The organism is Bacillus sp. NPDC077411, from assembly GCF_044543425.1.
GTDB classification, from domain to species: Bacteria; Bacillota; Bacilli; order Bacillales; family Bacillaceae_G; genus Bacillus_A; species Bacillus_A bruguierae.
In genome coordinates this window covers 45,932-63,274 of the sequence record NZ_JBITWA010000011.1, presented here as the reverse complement: position 1 = coordinate 63,274, position 17,343 = coordinate 45,932, and the positions used below count along the sequence as shown (strand labels likewise).

Annotated in this window: 16 protein-coding genes; 10 read left to right on the top strand and 6 right to left on the bottom strand. The window is 38.2% G+C overall.

The window, feature by feature from the left end:
* Positions 1 to 1,014 carry a GTP 3',8-cyclase MoaA gene (moaA, locus tag ACIGHG_RS15085; RefSeq protein WP_336470869.1) on the bottom strand — a complete coding sequence of 338 codons (1,014 nt, stop codon included), beginning with the start codon at positions 1,012 to 1,014 and terminating at the stop codon, positions 1 to 3.
* 298 nt (positions 1,015 to 1,312) lie between these two features.
* Here moaA and ACIGHG_RS15080 point away from each other — a divergent pair, with 298 nt between their 5' ends.
* The 5 genes from ACIGHG_RS15080 (at position 1,313) to narI (ending at position 8,819) form a co-directional block, all read left to right on the top strand.
* Entirely contained in the window at positions 1,313 to 2,005 is a 693-nt protein-coding gene (locus tag ACIGHG_RS15080; RefSeq protein WP_396549196.1) for a Crp/Fnr family transcriptional regulator, read from the top strand.
* 414 nt (positions 2,006 to 2,419) lie between these two features.
* On the top strand, positions 2,420 to 6,103 hold the full coding sequence (locus ACIGHG_RS15075) for a nitrate reductase subunit alpha (RefSeq protein WP_396549195.1): 3,684 nt from the start codon (positions 2,420 to 2,422) through the stop codon (positions 6,101 to 6,103).
* Entirely contained in the window at positions 6,093 to 7,568 is a 1,476-nt protein-coding gene (gene narH / locus ACIGHG_RS15070; protein WP_396549193.1) for a nitrate reductase subunit beta, read from the top strand. Before ACIGHG_RS15075 ends, narH begins: the two co-directional genes overlap by 11 nt.
* 19 nt (positions 7,569 to 7,587) lie before the next feature.
* Complete coding sequence (gene narJ, locus ACIGHG_RS15065; RefSeq protein WP_396549191.1) at positions 7,588 to 8,118, top strand: nitrate reductase molybdenum cofactor assembly chaperone; 531 nt, start codon at positions 7,588 to 7,590, stop codon at positions 8,116 to 8,118.
* Between the two features lie 17 nt (positions 8,119 to 8,135).
* Positions 8,136 to 8,819, top strand: coding sequence for a respiratory nitrate reductase subunit gamma (narI, locus tag ACIGHG_RS15060; RefSeq protein WP_396549190.1), 684 nt, complete (start codon positions 8,136 to 8,138; stop codon positions 8,817 to 8,819).
* 41 nt (positions 8,820 to 8,860) lie between these two features.
* Here the strand turns inward: narI and ACIGHG_RS15055 are convergent, their stop codons facing one another.
* On the bottom strand, positions 8,861 to 9,190 hold the full coding sequence (locus tag ACIGHG_RS15055; RefSeq protein ID WP_336470863.1) for a winged helix-turn-helix transcriptional regulator: 330 nt from the start codon (positions 9,188 to 9,190) through the stop codon (positions 8,861 to 8,863).
* Between the two features lie 140 nt (positions 9,191 to 9,330).
* Here ACIGHG_RS15055 and ACIGHG_RS15050 point away from each other — a divergent pair, with 140 nt between their 5' ends.
* Positions 9,331 to 10,002 (top strand): NAD(P)H-dependent oxidoreductase, encoded by a 672-nt coding sequence (locus tag ACIGHG_RS15050; RefSeq protein WP_396549188.1) that lies wholly within the window; start codon positions 9,331 to 9,333, stop codon positions 10,000 to 10,002.
* Between the two features lie 73 nt (positions 10,003 to 10,075).
* Here the strand turns inward: ACIGHG_RS15050 and ACIGHG_RS15045 are convergent, their stop codons facing one another.
* From ACIGHG_RS15045 to ACIGHG_RS15030, 4 genes are all read right to left on the bottom strand, one after another.
* Positions 10,076 to 10,417 carry a hypothetical protein gene (locus tag ACIGHG_RS15045; RefSeq protein WP_396549187.1) on the bottom strand — a complete coding sequence of 114 codons (342 nt, stop codon included), beginning with the start codon at positions 10,415 to 10,417 and terminating at the stop codon, positions 10,076 to 10,078.
* A gap of 214 nt (positions 10,418 to 10,631) precedes the next feature.
* Entirely contained in the window at positions 10,632 to 10,853 is a 222-nt protein-coding gene (locus ACIGHG_RS15040) for a spore germination protein (protein WP_336470861.1), read from the bottom strand.
* A gap of 250 nt (positions 10,854 to 11,103) precedes the next feature.
* On the bottom strand, positions 11,104 to 11,409 hold the full coding sequence (locus ACIGHG_RS15035) for a rhodanese-like domain-containing protein (RefSeq protein ID WP_336470860.1): 306 nt from the start codon (positions 11,407 to 11,409) through the stop codon (positions 11,104 to 11,106).
* A gap of 67 nt (positions 11,410 to 11,476) precedes the next feature.
* Positions 11,477 to 12,601 carry an alpha/beta fold hydrolase gene (locus tag ACIGHG_RS15030; RefSeq protein WP_396549186.1) on the bottom strand — a complete coding sequence of 375 codons (1,125 nt, stop codon included), beginning with the start codon at positions 12,599 to 12,601 and terminating at the stop codon, positions 11,477 to 11,479.
* A gap of 275 nt (positions 12,602 to 12,876) precedes the next feature.
* Here ACIGHG_RS15030 and ACIGHG_RS15025 point away from each other — a divergent pair, with 275 nt between their 5' ends.
* From ACIGHG_RS15025 to ACIGHG_RS15010, 4 genes are all read left to right on the top strand, one after another.
* On the top strand, positions 12,877 to 14,811 hold the full coding sequence (locus ACIGHG_RS15025) for a spore germination protein (RefSeq protein WP_396549185.1): 1,935 nt from the start codon (positions 12,877 to 12,879) through the stop codon (positions 14,809 to 14,811).
* Positions 14,812 to 14,827: 16 nt separating this feature from the next.
* Positions 14,828 to 15,922 carry a GerAB/ArcD/ProY family transporter gene (locus ACIGHG_RS15020; protein ID WP_396549183.1) on the top strand — a complete coding sequence of 365 codons (1,095 nt, stop codon included), beginning with the start codon at positions 14,828 to 14,830 and terminating at the stop codon, positions 15,920 to 15,922.
* Positions 15,898 to 17,004 carry a Ger(x)C family spore germination protein gene (locus tag ACIGHG_RS15015; RefSeq protein WP_396549181.1) on the top strand — a complete coding sequence of 369 codons (1,107 nt, stop codon included), beginning with the start codon at positions 15,898 to 15,900 and terminating at the stop codon, positions 17,002 to 17,004. The genes ACIGHG_RS15020 and ACIGHG_RS15015 overlap by 25 nt, the downstream gene beginning before the upstream one ends.
* Positions 17,005 to 17,120: 116 nt before the next feature.
* Positions 17,121 to 17,303, top strand: a complete 183-nt coding sequence (locus tag ACIGHG_RS15010) for a hypothetical protein (protein WP_396549180.1) — start codon at positions 17,121 to 17,123, stop codon at positions 17,301 to 17,303.
* The last annotated feature ends 40 nt before the right edge of the window (positions 17,304 to 17,343 follow it).

The following is a 17,343-nucleotide window of genomic DNA, read 5'->3' as shown; positions in this document are numbered from 1 at the left end:
CTATCCGCCAATATATGACATTTCAATTTTTGGGCGGTTATTTGCACTTTCTTCCGTTCGTTCATCTGAATAACGATCTTCCCGCTTCTTCCACGCATCTTGCACAACTTGAAACAATTCATCATCATCTATCCCATTACGAATCAGCGTTCGTAAATCTGTTCCTGTCGTTGCAAATAAACATGTATACAACTGACCTTCTGCTGAAATGCGCGCTCTCGTACAAGAAGAACAAAACGATTCAGAAACAGAAGTAATAAAACCAACTTCGGCCTCAGTTCCAACATATCGATATCGCTTTGCCACTTCACCGAAATAATGTGGATCTACTGGCTCAATTGGATACACACGGCCAATCATATCGATTAACTCTTTCTTTGTAATAACTTGTTCAAAGTTCCAACCGTTCGTACTTCCAACATCCATAAATTCGATAAAGCGAAGAGGGATGCACTGCTCTTTACAATAAGCGGCCATCTTCAAAATTTGTTTATCGTTCATTCCTTTTTTCACGACCATATTAATTTTTACGTCTAAGCCGGCGAATCTTGCTTCTTCAATTCCTCGTAATACAGGTTTTGTACCTACATTGCGACCATTAATACTTCGAAATACATCATCATCTAATGCATCTAAGCTAACGTTTATTCGCTGTAAACCTGCCTCTTTCAATGCCTTTGCTTGCTTCGTTAAATGAATCCCATTTGTCGTTAGTCCAATATCTGTTAAACCTTCTATTTTAGCAAGACGTTTAATAAGCTGTGGTAAATCTTTACGAAGTAACGGTTCGCCGCCAGTTAAACGAATTTTCCTTACGCCCATGCGAACAAAAAGTTTAGCCAATCGCTCAATCTCATCAAACGTCAATAAAAACTCTTCTTTTAAAAATGCATAATCTGGCCCAAACACTTCAGCCGGCATACAATACGTGCACCGAAAATTACAACGATCAATAACAGAAATGCGTAAATCTTGAAGTGGCCGCTGCCATACATCTACAATCTTCTCAGTCATCTTCACCCCTCCTTCTTGCTGTATATATACTTTTATTCTATTATAATATATTTTAAAATAGGGTGTTTTTGCTCTTGCACTTTATCTTTTTTTGGCTGTCTTTCATTTGTCTTCATCATAAAAAAAGAACAACACTCTATGTTGTGATATTTCTCACATCAATTTCTTCATTCAAAAATTCTTCACAAATCTGTTCAAAAACTGTTCACAATTAGTCAAGGAAAAAAATCTCTTGCATTTTCACTATATTTATATTCAAAATAAGAAATAGACTATTCTGAGAAGAGAGGTGATTGCTGTGGCAAACAGTACTGCATTATCAAATGATTTAAAAGAATTACTCGCATCTGTCGAATATAAAATGCAAGTGAACAAGTCTAATTATATTTTCCAAGAAGGTATGGAGGCAAAAGAACTATATATTATTCACTCTGGAAAAGTGCAAATTAGTAAAATTAGCGCCGACGGTCAAGAATTGACACTGCGCATTTGTTCGGAGAATGATATTATTGGGGAACTTACATTATTTACAGAAAATGCCAAATATCTATTAAATTCAAAAGTGCTTGAACATGCAGAAATCGGCGTCATTAAGCGGGATGCATTAGAAAAAGCATTGCTGGAAAAATCAGCTCTTGCCTTCGAATTTATGAAGTGGGTTAGTGAACATTTACGAAGAATGCAAACGAAGTTTCGTGATTTAGTATTGCACGGCAAAAAGGGAGCACTCTACTCAACTCTTATTCGCATGACGAATAGTTATGGCATTTTAAAAGAAGATGGTATTCTTATCGATCTTCCATTAACGAATCAAGAGCTTGCAAACTTCTGTGCAACCTCCCGTGAAAGTGTCAATCGCATGTTAAATGATTTAAAAAAACAAGACGTTATTTCTATTCATAAAGGCAAAATTACCATTCATAATTTACACTTTTTAAAATGTGCAATCGCTTGTGAAGATTGCCCTACTTCTATTTGTAGTATTGAGTAGCATTCTATATATACAAGTTAAAAAACCGACATAAAAACCCTTTTCTTTTTTGGGAGGGACGAGAGCATCTGGCCGTGCATAGAAGCGGTCAGGGCCTTTTCCTGCCACATGCGAGGTTTCAAACAAAGGGAGCTAGCAAGTAGCGATCATGTTTTATTTTGCATAGCAGCAGCTTATGTGTCGGAACATTAGAATGGATATATTATTGAGGATGCTGCTTTTTTTCTTTCTCCCCCCTACTCTACACACAAAACATATTTTGCGATGTGCAAAATGTCACACTTTCTCTATTTTCCCCTTACACTCTCATGAATTTTGACAATCTGTTGAACTGTGATAGATATCACATCTCTATTTTGCATGCCCTCTTATAGTGAAATTAAGCAAGAGAGACGCAATAAAGGAGTGAGCACTATGAAAAAGAAACTATCACCATTCATGCAACGTTTAAAATATTTTTCTCCAATAGATCGTTATAACGATAATCATACGCAAGAAACGTATGAAGACCGGGAATGGGAAAATGCCTATAGAAAACGGTGGCAACATGATAAAGTAATTCGCTCCACACACGGCGTAAACTGCACCGGTTCTTGCAGCTGGAACATTTACGTAAAAGATGGAATTGTCACTTGGGAAGGACAAGAGCTAAATTATCCGTCTACTGGTCCTGATATGCCAGATTTTGAGCCCCGCGGATGTCCGCGCGGAGCAAGCTTTTCTTGGTACATTTATAGTCCGCTTCGTGTGAAATATCCATATGTGCGCGGCGTCCTTTGGAATATGTGGCAAGAAGAACTGCAAAAACATGAATCACCGTTAGATGCTTGGAAAAGCATTGTTGAAAATCCAGAAAAAGCACGCACATATAAAGGGGCTCGCGGAAAAGGCGGCTTCATTCGTGCAAATTGGGATGAAGTATTACAGCTCGTTGCTGCTTCCTTACTATATACAGTAATCAAGTATGGCCCTGATCGAAATGTTGGTTTCTCACCAATTCCTGCGATGTCAATGTTAAGTCACGCAGCTGGCAGTCGCTTTATGCAGCTTATGGGCGGACCGATGCTGAGCTTCTACGATTGGTACGCTGACTTACCGCCAGCTTCGCCGCAAATTTGGGGTGATCAAACCGATGTGCCAGAAAGTAGTGATTGGTACAACGCTGGCTACATTATGACATGGGGATCCAATGTACCGCTAACACGGACGCCAGATGCCCACTTCTTAGCGGAAGTGCGCTATAAAGGAACGAAAGTTGTTTCTGTTAGCCCTGATTTTGCCGAATCAACAAAATTCGCTGATGACTGGATCAGTGTAAAACAAGGAACAGACGGTGCACTTGCAATGGCAATGGGGCACGTCATTTTACAAGAATTCTACGTGGACAAACAAGTAGACTACTTCATCAATTATGCAAAACAATACACCGATTTCCCATTCCTTGTCACGTTAAAACAACAAGAAGGTCAATTTGTTGCAGATCGTTTCTTAAATGCTGCTGATATCGGCCGGGAAACAAAGCTTGGCGAATGGAAACCTGTTCTTTGGAACGATAACGGTCATGATTTCGCTACGCCGCACGGCACAATGGGATCACGCTGGGATAACGAGAAAAAATGGAATTTACGTTTAGAAGATGAACAAACAGGCGAAAAAATTGATCCGCGTCTTTCTTTACTTGGTATGGAGGATGCAATTGGAACTGTACAAATTCCATACTTTTCTGATGACGGAAATGAGGTATTAGAACGTACCATTCCAGTGAAAAAGATTCCAACACCAAACGGCGATCTTTTCGTAACAACTGTCTATGATTTAACATTAGCAAACTACGGCGTGGACCGCGGTCTTGGGGGGCAAGAACCGAAGAGCTTTGATGAAGATGTTCCGTTTACGCCAGCATGGCAAGAAAAGATGACAGGTGTAAAACGAGAACTTATTATTCAAATTGCTCGTGAATTTGCTCAAAATGCCGTTGATACAAATGGACGCTCGATGATTATTGTCGGCGCTGGTATTAACCATTGGTTTAACTCGGATACGATTTACCGCGCTGTCTTAAACCTAGTTCTGCTTGTTGGGGCACAAGGTGTAAACGGCGGCGGCTGGGCTCATTATGTTGGCCAAGAAAAATTACGTCCGGCAGAAGGTTGGCAAACCATCGCAACCGCAAAGGATTGGCAAGGCCCGCCGAAACTACAAAACGGTACATCCTTCTTCTATTTCGTTACAGATCAGTGGCGCTATGAAGATACACCAGTTGGACATTTAGCATCACCAGTTGTCGGCAACTCACGTTATCAGCATCACGGTGATTATAACGTATTAGCAGCAAGACTCGGCTGGTTACCTTCTTATCCAACATTCGAGAAAAACGGAATTGAATTATATAAAGAAGCGGTCGCTAGTGGTGCAACAACAGGGGAAGAAATCGGGAAATATGTTGCAGAAAAGCTAAAAAACAAAGAGCTCAAATTTGCGATTGAAGACCCTGATAGCCAAAATAATTTCCCGCGCAACTTATTCGTCTGGCGCGCGAATTTAATTTCAAGCTCCGGTAAAGGACACGAATATTTCTTAAAACACTTACTAGGTACAACAAACGGACTAATGAACGATGATCATGATTCATTACGACCAGAAGAAATTACATGGCATGAAGAGGCACCAGAAGGAAAACTTGATCTATTAATCAACTTAGATTTCCGTATGGCTGGAACAGCACTATACTCTGATATCGTTCTTCCTGCTTCAACGTGGTATGAAAAGCATGATTTAAGCAGTACAGATATGCATCCATTCGTGCATCCATTTAACCCGGCAATTGGTTCACCATGGGAAGCTCGTTCTGACTGGGATATTTTCTGCTCCCTTTCAAAAGCAGTCTCTGATTTGGCACAAAAATTAGACCTAGAGCCAATGAAAGAAGTTGTTGCAACGCCACTTCTTCACGATACACCGCAGGAATTAGCACAGCCGCTTGGACAAATTAAAGATTGGAGCAAAGGGGAATGTGAGCCAATCCCAGGCAAAACAATGCCGCAAATTCATGTTGTAGAACGAGACTATAAAACGCTGCATGACAAAATGACCGCACTCGGGCCAAACGTTGGAAAACAACCAATTGGTACAAAAGGCATCTCTTGGTCTGCTGAAAAAGAATACGAACAATTAAAGAGCAAATTAGGTGTAATCCGCACTGATTCTATCGCGAAAGGATGCCCTGACATAACAGAAGCAATCAATGCCGCTGAAGCTGTGTTAACCCTTTCTTCGACAACAAACGGTCACATGGCAGTAAAAGCATGGGAAGCGCTTGAAAAACAAACAGATTTACAACTGCGTGATTTGGCAGAAGAGCGTGAAGAAGAATGCTTCACATTTGAACAAATTACAGCGCAGCCAAAAACGGTTATTACATCACCTGCTTTTAGTGGTTCTGAAAAAGGAGGACGCCGCTATTCACCATTTACAACAAATGTGGAGCGTCTCATTCCGTGGCGAACAATAACAGGGCGTCAATCTTTCTACTTAGATCACGACATGATGAAAGAATTTGGCGAAACAATGGCAACGTTCAAACCAATTTTACAGCATAAACCGTTCCGTAAATCTCGCCCTGAAGTAGAAGGAAAAGAAATTACGCTAAACTATTTAACACCGCATAATAAGTGGTCTATTCATAGTATGTATTTTGATGCACTGCCGATGTTAACACTGTTCCGCGGCGGACCAACAGTATGGATGAATAAAGATGACGCTGCCGAAGCCGGCGTTGCTGATAATGACTGGATTGAATGCTTTAACCGAAACGGCGTTGTTGTTGCACGCGCTGTCGTCACACACCGTATGCCGCGTGGAATGGCGTTTATGCATCATGCACAAGATCGCCATATTAACGTGCCTGGTACGAATTTAACAAGTAACCGCGGAGGAACACATAATAGCCCGACACGCATTCACGTAAAACCAACTCATATGATTGGCGGATACGGTCAATTAAGTTACGGCTTTAACTACTATGGCCCAACTGGAAACCAACGCGACTTAAATGTCGTCATCCGCAAACTGAAGGAGGTAGATTGGCTTGAAGATTAAAGCGCAAGTCGGAATGGTAATGAACCTTGATAAATGCATCGGCTGTCACACTTGTAGCGTAACATGCAAAAACACCTGGACGAATCGTCCAGGTGCTGAATACATGTACTTTAACAACGTGGAAACAAAACCGGGCATTGGCTATCCAAAACAATGGGAAGATCAAGAAAAATATAAGGGCGGCTGGGAGCTGAAAAACGGAGATCTTCAGTTGAAATCCGGTTCAAAAATGAAACGGCTCATGAACATTTTCCATAACCCAGATCAACCAACAATTGATGATTACTTTGAGCCTTGGAACTATGATTATGAAACATTAACAAACAGTCCGCAGCGTAAACATCAGCCGGTCGCTCGCCCAAAATCAGCTATTACAGGTGAATTTATCGATAAAATTGAATGGGGCCCAAACTGGGAAGATGATTTAGCAGGCGGGCATATAACAGGCTTACAAGATCCAAACGTCAAAAAAATGGAAGAAGAAATTAAAACGGATTTTGAAAATGTGTTCATGATGTACTTACCGCGTATTTGCGAACATTGCATCAATCCGCCGTGCGTATCTTCTTGTCCATCCGGTTCTATGTATAAGCGCGATGAAGATGGCATTGTCCTTGTTGACCAAAATGCATGCCGTGCTTGGAGATTCTGCGTTTCTTCTTGCCCGTATAAAAAAGTGTATTTCAACTGGCAAACGAATAAAGCTGAAAAATGTACGATGTGCTTCCCGCGTATTGAAGCAGGTATGCCAACAATTTGTTCAGAAACATGCGTTGGACGTATTCGTTATATCGGAGTTATGTTATATGACGCTGACAAAGTAAAAGAAGCTGCATCTGTACCAGATGAACAAGACTTATACGAGTCTCAGCTTAACGTATTCCTAGATCCAAATGATCCAGAAGTAGCTGCTGAAGCAAAGAAACAAGGGATTCCAGAAGAATGGATCAAGGCTGCTCAGCAATCACCAATTTATAAAATGATTATCGATTGGAAAATTGCTCTTCCTCTTCATCCAGAATATCGTACATTGCCAATGGTTTGGTATATTCCGCCATTAAGTCCAATTATGAACATGGTCGAAGGAAAAGGAAGCAACTGGCAAGCAGAAGAAATTTTTCCTGCTATTGATAATATGCGTATTCCAATTCAATATTTAGCAAATTTATTAACTGCAGGCGATGAATCTCATATTCGTCTTACATTGAAAAAAATGGCTGTCATGCGTACTCATATGAGAGCATTACAAATAAATAAAGAACCCAATGAAGATATATTAAAAGAACTGAACTTAACAAAAGAAGACATTGAAGATATGTACCGTCTTCTTGCGATTGCGAAATATAAAGATCGTTTCGTCATTCCAACTTCCCACCGCGAACAAGTGGCAGATCTTTATAACGAGCAAGGAAGCTGCGGTCTTTCCTTTGCCGGCGGTCCGGGCTCTTGCATGACAATCTCTTAAAATAAAGGAGGTAACAATTATGAATCAAAGTTTACAAACAGCGTTTTCTTGTTCTTCCTTTCTTCTCTCCTATCCTGAACAAGGATGGAGAGAAGCACTTCCTCATTTACAAAATGATATTCAAACTATCGAACATGAGGAAATTCGCACTATTCTTACAACGTTTATTGAACAAGCAAAGCAAAAAACAAGTGATGAATTAATTCAATCATTTGTATATACATTTGATTTTGGCAAAAAAACAAATATGTATCTCACTTATATGAACACTGGTGAACAACGAGAACGAGGAATTGAACTGCTAGAACTAAAACAACACTATCAAAAAGCTGGCTTCGCTGTAACAGATAAAGAACTGCCTGATTATTTACCGCTTATGTTAGAATTTCTCGCAAATGCTGGTGAAGAAGATAGTGAGCCGATTATGAAAAAATATGAAAACAATATCGAAGCATTGCATCAACAATTAAAAGACACAAACAGTATGCATGAACCAATTGTCCGATGCATCCTTACTGCTATTCGTGCATGGCAGTATGAAATAAACTAGAAAGGAGTACGACAAAGATGATGGATCAATTTTTATGGGTACTCTTTCCCTATATCATTTTAGTCATTTTCATTGGTGGACATATTTTTAGATACAACTACGATCAATTTGGTTGGACATCAAAATCTAGTGAACTATTAGAGAAGAAAATGCTCCGAATCGGCAGTTTACTATTTCATTTTGGTATTATGTTCGTAATTGGCGGGCATGTTATGGGAATTTTAATCCCCGAATCTGTCTACAGTTCTCTCGGCATTTCTGAACATATGTATCATATAATGGCAATTAGCTTCGGCCTTCCGGCAGGTATTGCTTCTGTAATCGGATTATTCATTTTAACGTATCGCCGCTTTACCGTAAAACGGATTATTGCAACGAGTACAACCGGAGACTATATCGCTCTCATCTTGTTGCTTATTGTAATGCTCGCAGGACTTTCTTCTACATTTTTAAACATCGATTCAAACGGTTTTGATTATCGAACAACGATTGGCCCATGGTTCCGCAGCCTCTTTATTTTCCAGCCTAAAGCGGAATATATGGCGGAGGTGCCAATTTGGTTTAAAATTCACATCATTGCAGCTATGGGATTGTTTGCAACATGGCCATTTACAAGACTTGTTCATGTCTTTAGCGTACCAGTGAAATACTTACGACGCAGTTATATCATTTATCGGAAAAGAAAACCGATAAAATTTTAATAAAAATAAAAAAGTGTGCAGCACCTTGATTGCACACTTTTTTATTCCTGCTCTATTTGTGTTCGATACTGCTTTCCCCAATCACGCATCATTATGATAATCGGAATTAACGACTTTCCGAATTCCGTTAACGAGTATTCAACCTTCGGAGGTACTTCCTTATATACTTCACGGTGAATCACACCATCAGCCTCTAGCTCTCGTAATTGTCTCGTTAACATTCGCTGTGTGATACCAGGCATCAATCGTAAAAATTGATTAAAGCGAATTTCTCCATTTATTAAATGAAATAGAATAACACCTTTCCATTTTCCGCCGATTACATCTAATGTTACTTCTACTGAGCAACGATGTATATTCTCTTTCTCCATCTCATCACTCTCCATTAGTATACATTTTGATACTATATGTCAAAAATGTGCGTACTTACATCTATAATGATACTATAGTAAAATCTATTTTGTAATCAACTTACTAAGAGAAAGTAAATTATCAAAAGGTGGTTATTGAAATGAAAAATACAAAAGAAGAAATTTTAAAAGCATATCAGTTTAGACATGCGTGCAAAGTATTTGATGTAAATAAAAAAATCTCTGATGAAGATTTTCATTTTATTCTAGAAACAGGTCGTCTTTCTCCCAGTTCATTTGGCTTTGAACCTTGGAAATTTGTCGTGATTCAAAATCAAGATCTTCGCAAAAAGCTCCTGCCGATAGCATGGGGAGCACAAAAACAATTACCAACAGCCAGCCATTTTGTTGTGATATTAGCTCGAAAGAAAGAAGATATGATGTATAACTCTTCTTATATTTCTAACTTCATGATAAATATCCAAAGACTTCCACAAGACGTGGTGAATGTGAAAGGTGATTTTTATAAAACGTTCCAAGAATCCGATTTCAATTTATTAGAAAGTGATCGCGCTATGTTTGATTGGGCTTCTAAACAAACGTACATTGCTCTAGGTAATATGATGACTGCAGCTGCTCAAATCGGTATCGATTCTTGTCCTATTGAAGGCTTTCATCAAGAAAAGGTAGAATCGCTTTTACGCGAAGAAGGAATTATGTCCGGAGATACATTCGGTGTCTCTTGTTTAGTGGCTTTCGGTTATCGATTAGAAGAACCACAACATGAAAAAACCCGTCAAACAATGGATATGGTTGTTGAATGGATTAAATAAAGCATCTATCAGTGGGGAGTTTTCCCTCTCCCACTGATAGATGCTTTTTCATAGAAGTAATCAGCCCGCACTTCTATGAAAAACCTACTCCAAAATCTGTATTCTCTGTACTAGGAGTTGCTTGAGGAACTGCTTGTAAACCGCTCCCGCTGCTACTACTTGAACTATTACTTTGGCCACTGCTTGGGCTACTTCCTAGTGCAGCGCCTCGTGTAATCGTAGTTGTCACTGTATCTCCAGGACGTAAACAAACTTGATTTGCATTCCCGATAACGACGACAACATCCATACATGTTGGTCCTGTTGATCCTGTAAATGTTTTCGAAGCAACAAACGAAGTATCTCGCAAATTATCTCCTGTGAAAATATTCCCAGAATTATTGACAATAACAAATTCCTTAATACAAGCCCCCATTTTTATACAACCTTTCCGCATAAGTCCATTTTATTTTTTCAACATATAAGTCGCTGCTATGCAGAACAAAACATGACCACTACTTGCTTTCTCCCTTTGTTTTAAACCTCGCATGTGGCAGGAAAAGGCCCTGACCGTCTCTATGCAAGGCCAGATGCCCTCGTCCCCCCTAAAAGGAAAGGGGTTTTTATGTCGTTTTTTTAACTTGTATATATTATGCTCCTGCCGTTAAACTTGTCTCTAGCGGTGGAATAAATTCAGTACCTGTTGGTACGCTCGGCGGCATTAACTTCCCATTTAAGAATGTCGCAGAGCTTGATCCACCAGCGCCGCTAAATGCCTTCGTCGCAAAAAATGGAGAAAGATTGTAGCAATTCCCCATATTGATTGCTCCTCTATTGTTTATGACTTTGATTTTTCGAATAAGTGAATTCACTCTTGAACCACCTTCCTTAACAATATCTCGTGCTTTCTACACTGTATGCAAAAGAAAAAAACTTGAAACGGACGCGTTTCAAGTTTTCAAAAGAATTATTACATTTTAACAAGTAGTAGATGAAAGATTTTATTTTATCCCGCATTAACGGGCAGTATAGTGGGGATGCACAGGGAAGAAAACTGCCCGTAAAAGCCCGATTGGGAGGGCTAATAATCAGTGGGGATGAACCCCCCCACTGATTAAAGTTTCACTTTATTTCTCCTTCATACTGCATCATACCGCCAACCATGTTCAATGTCTTATAACCTAGTTCATTTAAATAATGACAAACATTTTCGCTGCGCATACCAGATCGGCAAATAAAAATATATTCATTTTCTTTATCAAAGAAGTCTAATTTATGAGGAATATCACCCATTTTAATATGCACTGCTTCTGGAATTTTCCCATATTCTACTTCTTCATCTTCACGCACATCTACTAAAAAGAGCGTTTCTCCTTTTTCTAAACGCTCTTGTACTTCTTCTGGCATAATTGTTTTCACTTCAGTCATAAACTCTCCTCCTTCTTTCTCCTCAATTTTAGCATGCACCACTGAGAAAACAAGTTATGTGTAAAAGCTACATAATACTTGAGATCCGCTGATTAAGAAATTGATGCACTTTCCCTGCAAATAAATGCGTCTCAAACACACCTGCCATATGTCCGTATATACTTTCAATTTCATATACTTCTGCAAATTTCCCATTCTTTCTCAACAATTCAACCATCTCATAATTATAACGGGGAGGCTGCAGTAAATCTTGCTTACAAGGAATCATAAGGACGCTCGCTTCTACTTGCTGAAGCGCTTCTTCTAATGCAGAAAACCCGTGAACAATATCGTGTAATAAAGTTGCTTTTGCGGTGTACATCCATGAATTTGCATCAACAAAGGAGATATTCTGTAATGTAGCCTCGTTAATTGCTTCTTCAAATGAAGTTAATGTACAAAAATCTTGATACGGCGCAGATTCTGTACTGTCCCGCGGAAATGTCGTTTCATAATAGTGAGCATCATATGCATTTATAAACATCATTTTCGCTGCTAAGTGCAGTCCTTTTACAGGCTGCTGCTCCCCATAATTTCCCTCTTTCCAAGCTGGGTCTAATTGAATTGCATCGATTGCATGTTGCAAAACATTAATAGACGTTACAACTGGATTTTGCGGATTTGTAATCACGCCAACCATTCGTTCCATCATATGCGGATAATGAACGGCCCATTGCTGAGCAATCATACCTCCAGCAGATGGACCAATAACCGTATGCAGCCTCGTAATTCCCATATCCTTTATTAATTCATACTGAATGCGAGCCATATCAAGAAACGTGAAGACTGGAAATTCCATTCCATACTCTGCGCCTGTTTCCGGATTTATCGTTTTTGGTCCTGTTGTCACAACATCAGAATTTTTCACTTGTACATTACAAAGATTATCTGTACAAATAACAAAATATTTATTTGTATCAATTGCTTTTTCTGGTCCAATTAACTCATCCCACCAACCTGGAACCTGGTCTTGCTCTGTATACTTTCCTGCCGCATGACTCGTTGCACTAAAGTAATGACAAACTAAAATAGCATTTGACTTCTCACGGTTTAGCATACCGTATGTTTCATAGCCAATTTGGATTGGAATTGATGTACCGTTTTCAAATGTAAATTTCTCTAATCGAAATACTTGCTTTTGTATATATAACATCTTTTCACCTCCTTATGTAACACCTCGTTTCTACGTGTACAAATGAAGTGTACTACTGAAGACTATTCAAAAAATGAAGCCATATTTCCTTTATTCGTTTGATTATTATTCCATCGAAAACGAATCATTCGTAGCCTCACTATGTATACAAAATTTTTTATCTCGCTATTCACGGTCAATAAGGCCGTTTCACTTTTTCACACACAAATATATGCATAATATATAAAAATTCCCACAGACTAAAGTTATCTTATTTGGATAAAGAGGGAATACACATGTTTTTCAAATGGTTTCGCAAAAAAAAGCACAATAATGCGCAAGCAGAAAAGAGCAATACGAGTACGAAAAAGAAACAAAATGAACAAACAAAAAGTAGTCAATTAGCGCAAACGAAACAACAAGTACAATCGGACAAACAACAGGCAAATCAACAGCAAGCTCAATCGAATAAACAACAGACAAATCAACAGCAAGCCCAATCAAACAAACAACAGACAAATCAACAGCAAGCTCAATCGAATAAACAACAGACAAATCAACAGCAGGCTCAATCGAACAAACAACAGGCAAATCAACAGCAAGCTCAATCGAATAAACAACAGACAAACCAACAGCAAGCCCAATCAAACAAACAACAGACAAATCAACAGCAAGCTCAATCGAATAAACAACAGACAAACCAACAACAAGCTGCAACTAATCAACAATCAAAGCAAAGTCAAAACAGCATTTTCGATTTTAGTAAGCCAGAGCACGAAACTGCTTATTCACTACAAGAACTGATCCAAAAATTACAAGAATCAAGCGATTTTGTTCACTATCATACTTCTGAAGACCCAGCTAAGCCTTATTGGATCTCCTATTTTCGGACGTCAATGGATGGTATGCGATTACAAAATTATTTAATGCCTGCTTTATTGCACCATACTGCGCCAACACTAGAAGAAATAAAAGCAATGGTTCCAATCAGCGGACTCATTATTACAAGTGACGTAAAAAAAATTGAAGAAATGGTTTTAAAAGGGCATGCTATCATTCAACTACACGAGCATGATACGGAATGTTTACTTGCGAATATCGCAATTGAGAAATACAGATTACCAACTATACCATTAAACGAATCAACAGTTATCGGACCGCAAGAAGGATTTGTAGAGGATATCGATACAAACATTAACCTTGTTCGAAAACGGTTGCCAGTTCTGGAGTTAAAAACAAAAGAACTCTTAATTGGAGAATTATCCAAAACGAAAGTCGTTATCATGTATTTGAATAATATAGTAGAAAAAGAAAACGTTACATATCTAGAAAATGCCTTAAACACAATGCAATATGAACAAATTAATGATAGCTATTATATTCCCCAGCTAATGGGCAATACATCTATTTTCCCAACATTTATTAATACAGAACGGGCTGATCGTGTCAGCAACGGGCTCATTGATGGAAAAATCGCTATATTTGTTGATGGCTCACCAAATGTTTTGTTATCACCTGTATCTCTACTGGATTTCTTCATCTCTCCAGAGGATTACAGCGTGTCATGGTTTTATGCAACTTTTTCCCGTTTATTACGCTTTATCGCAGTTACGTTTTCCATTTGTGCAACGCCCCTATATGTAGCTGTGCTTAGTTATCACTATGAATTAATTCCTAGTGATTTGCTGGAGACATTAATTTTATCGCGGGCACAAGTACCATTTCCGCCTATAATAGAGGCTTTTTTCCTAGAGTTAGCTATTGATCTTCTTCGGGAAGCAGGAGCACGTTTACCAGTGAAAGTCGGACAAACGCTCGGCATTGTAGGCGGTATCGTAATTGGACAAGCGTCTGTCCAAGCAGGATTAACAAGTAACATTTTGTTAATCATTGTCGCCTTATCTGCGCTTGCATCGTTTATTACACCGATTTATCAAATGGGCAATGCCGTTCGTTTACTTCGCTTTCCCTTTCTCATACTTGCTGAGTTATGGGGATTATTAGGAATTTCTTTAGGATTTATCTTTCTATTAACACGGCTTTTTCGATTATCATCTCTTCGAAAGCCGTATGGGTTTGTCTATCCATTTCGCAAACAGTCGGCGAAAGACTCTTTCGTACGAATGCCATTATCTAAAATAGATCAGCGCGGGGTTCAAGCAAGACCACAACATGATGGTCGTTATATAAAGGAAGTGTTTCAAAAACGTATGACAGATTTCGATGAGTAAAAAGCGAGGAGCGCATATGAGTACAGTTAAAACCAACTATAAAGTATCTCCCATTTTTGTTTTTTTCTTAGTCCATAGCGCGCAATTCGGTGTTGGTGTTCTTGGATTTGCACGTGTTATTGCAAAAGCTGCCGGATACGATGCATGGATGGGGGTTCTTATTGCAGGTATAATCATTCATATTCTTATGTGGATGATATACCGTTTATTAGAAAGTATAAATGGAAATTTGATTACATTACATCAACATCTATTTGGAAAGTGGATAGGCAATGCATGCAATGTAATTTTCATGGCATATTTCTTTCTTATCAGCGTCTCCGTTATGCGCACGTACGTAGAAATTATTCAAGTTTGGATGTTCCCAACGGCAGCTACATGGAAATTAACAATCTTTTTATCCATACTTAGCTATTATATTATTTCATCCGGCTTTCGGGTTATGACCGGAATTTGTGTTGTTTCTGTCGTCGCTACATGCGGATATATCATGCTGCTATTTGTGGTCATTAAATATGGAAATTTCGGAAACCTATTGCCTGTATTTTCACATTCTTTTGGAGATATTTTAAAAGCAGCTCAAGCATCAACTTATACAATGATTAGTTTTGAAGTTATTTTGATGATGTATCCATTTGTCAAAACGCCTGAGAAATCTCATAAATTTGCACAATATGGTGTTTTATTTTCTAACTTTTTATATTTATTAAGTACAATCCTTGCTTTTGCCTTTTTTAGCGAAAAACAATTGTCCAAAACAATTTGGTCACAGCTCTCTATCACACAAGTCATTCATCTTCCTTTCATCGAGCGTCTAGAATATATTGCGATTTCAGGCTATGCACTCATTGTCATTACAAGTATTATCTTACCATTATGGGCTGCAACGAGAGGATTATACGAAGTCTTTCATGTAAAACAAAAGTATATATTAATTTCTTTATTATTCATAACTGTCATTATTTCACAACTCCTAACAGAACGGCATGACATTAATAATTTTATTAGTCAAGTCTCAAAAGGAAGCTTTTGGATTGTTTTTGTGTACATCCCAATCTTATTTCTTATAATGTGGGTGAAAAAGAAATGGAAAACATTAAGAAACAAGTAATATTCCTTTTTAGTTTTTGCTTACTTTTTACAACAGCATGTGTCCCCAAAAGTATCATTGACGACATTAGCCTCATTCAAGGTGCTGTTTTCGATGTCGCTCCAAATACAGATTCAAACCGTGAAAGATTACAAGTGACTTACGTTTGTCCAATTCAAAGAAAAGGGAACAAAGTACAAGTACTTCAAGGCTACGGAAATACAATTAAACAAGTGAAAACAACAACCTCTTTAGAATCGGGACAACCTCTTGCAAGCGGACAAATACGTGTTACTCTTTTCACAGAAAAATTAGCTAAAAAAGGCCTCTCTGGTGTATTTGATACGCTTCTTCGTGATGTAAATATCGGGAACTTAGTATATGTTGGTATCCTTGAAGGAGGCGGCAATGACGAAGGTGAGAAACTTTTATCAGGCAAATACAATACTGCTTCTAACGTAGCAATCTATATTAAAAAAATGTTGGAACAGAATATGAAATCAGGTGACGTACCAAAAGATAATTTATACATGCAAACTTTCCGGTATTATCGTGAAGGTCAAGATACGTATATGCCTATATTAAAAAAGAAAAAGAACAGCATTAAAATTACTAGTGTGGCTCTTTTCAAACAAGATAAATATGTGGGAAAAGTAGAAGAAAAAGATATGTTTCTTTTTAAAACGCTACTCGATAAAAGTCAAATGGAATCACATGAATTTAAAACAAAGTTAGGCTATACGATAATTAACAATATTCGTTCTTCCCCTTCTTATCATGTATATGTACAAGGCGGAAAACCTTCCTTTATTATTCACGTAAAAATGGCAGCGCGTATTCAAGAGATTTCGAAACATACGAACTTAGAAAACAAAAAAAATGTAGAAAAAATACGAAAAGACATTGAAAAGAACTTGAATGCAGATGGAGCAAAATTAGTAAAAAAGCTTCAATCACTAGGTGCAGACTCGCTTGCTTTAGGTGCAAGATTTAAACAACACTATAAGCCTTTCAAATTAAAAGAATGGCGAAAAATGTACAAAGACGTTCCAGTAAAGGTAAAATATACGGTCGATATTACGAATTCAGGAGTTATTGAGTAAAACATTTGATCCTCTTCCCGAAATAAAAACTGGTTAGAGGATCAAACGCAAAATGGCTTTTCATATTTCATTTTATTCCCTATACTCAAAGTTAAGAGTTGAAACGGGGGAATCTCATGCCTAAAAAATTAATAAAGCCTATATTACATATCATTCTCTTTTGTACTGTCTTTTTATTTGCTCATACATATTTAAAAAACGCTTCCTTTACACGTTATCTCCTTGTGACAGTACCGATACTTATCATTGGAATGCTTGGAATAGATATCGCGCTATCCTTAACAGAAAAGAAAGAATAACATTTGCAAAAGTAGAATATACACTGCCCTAACCTAAATC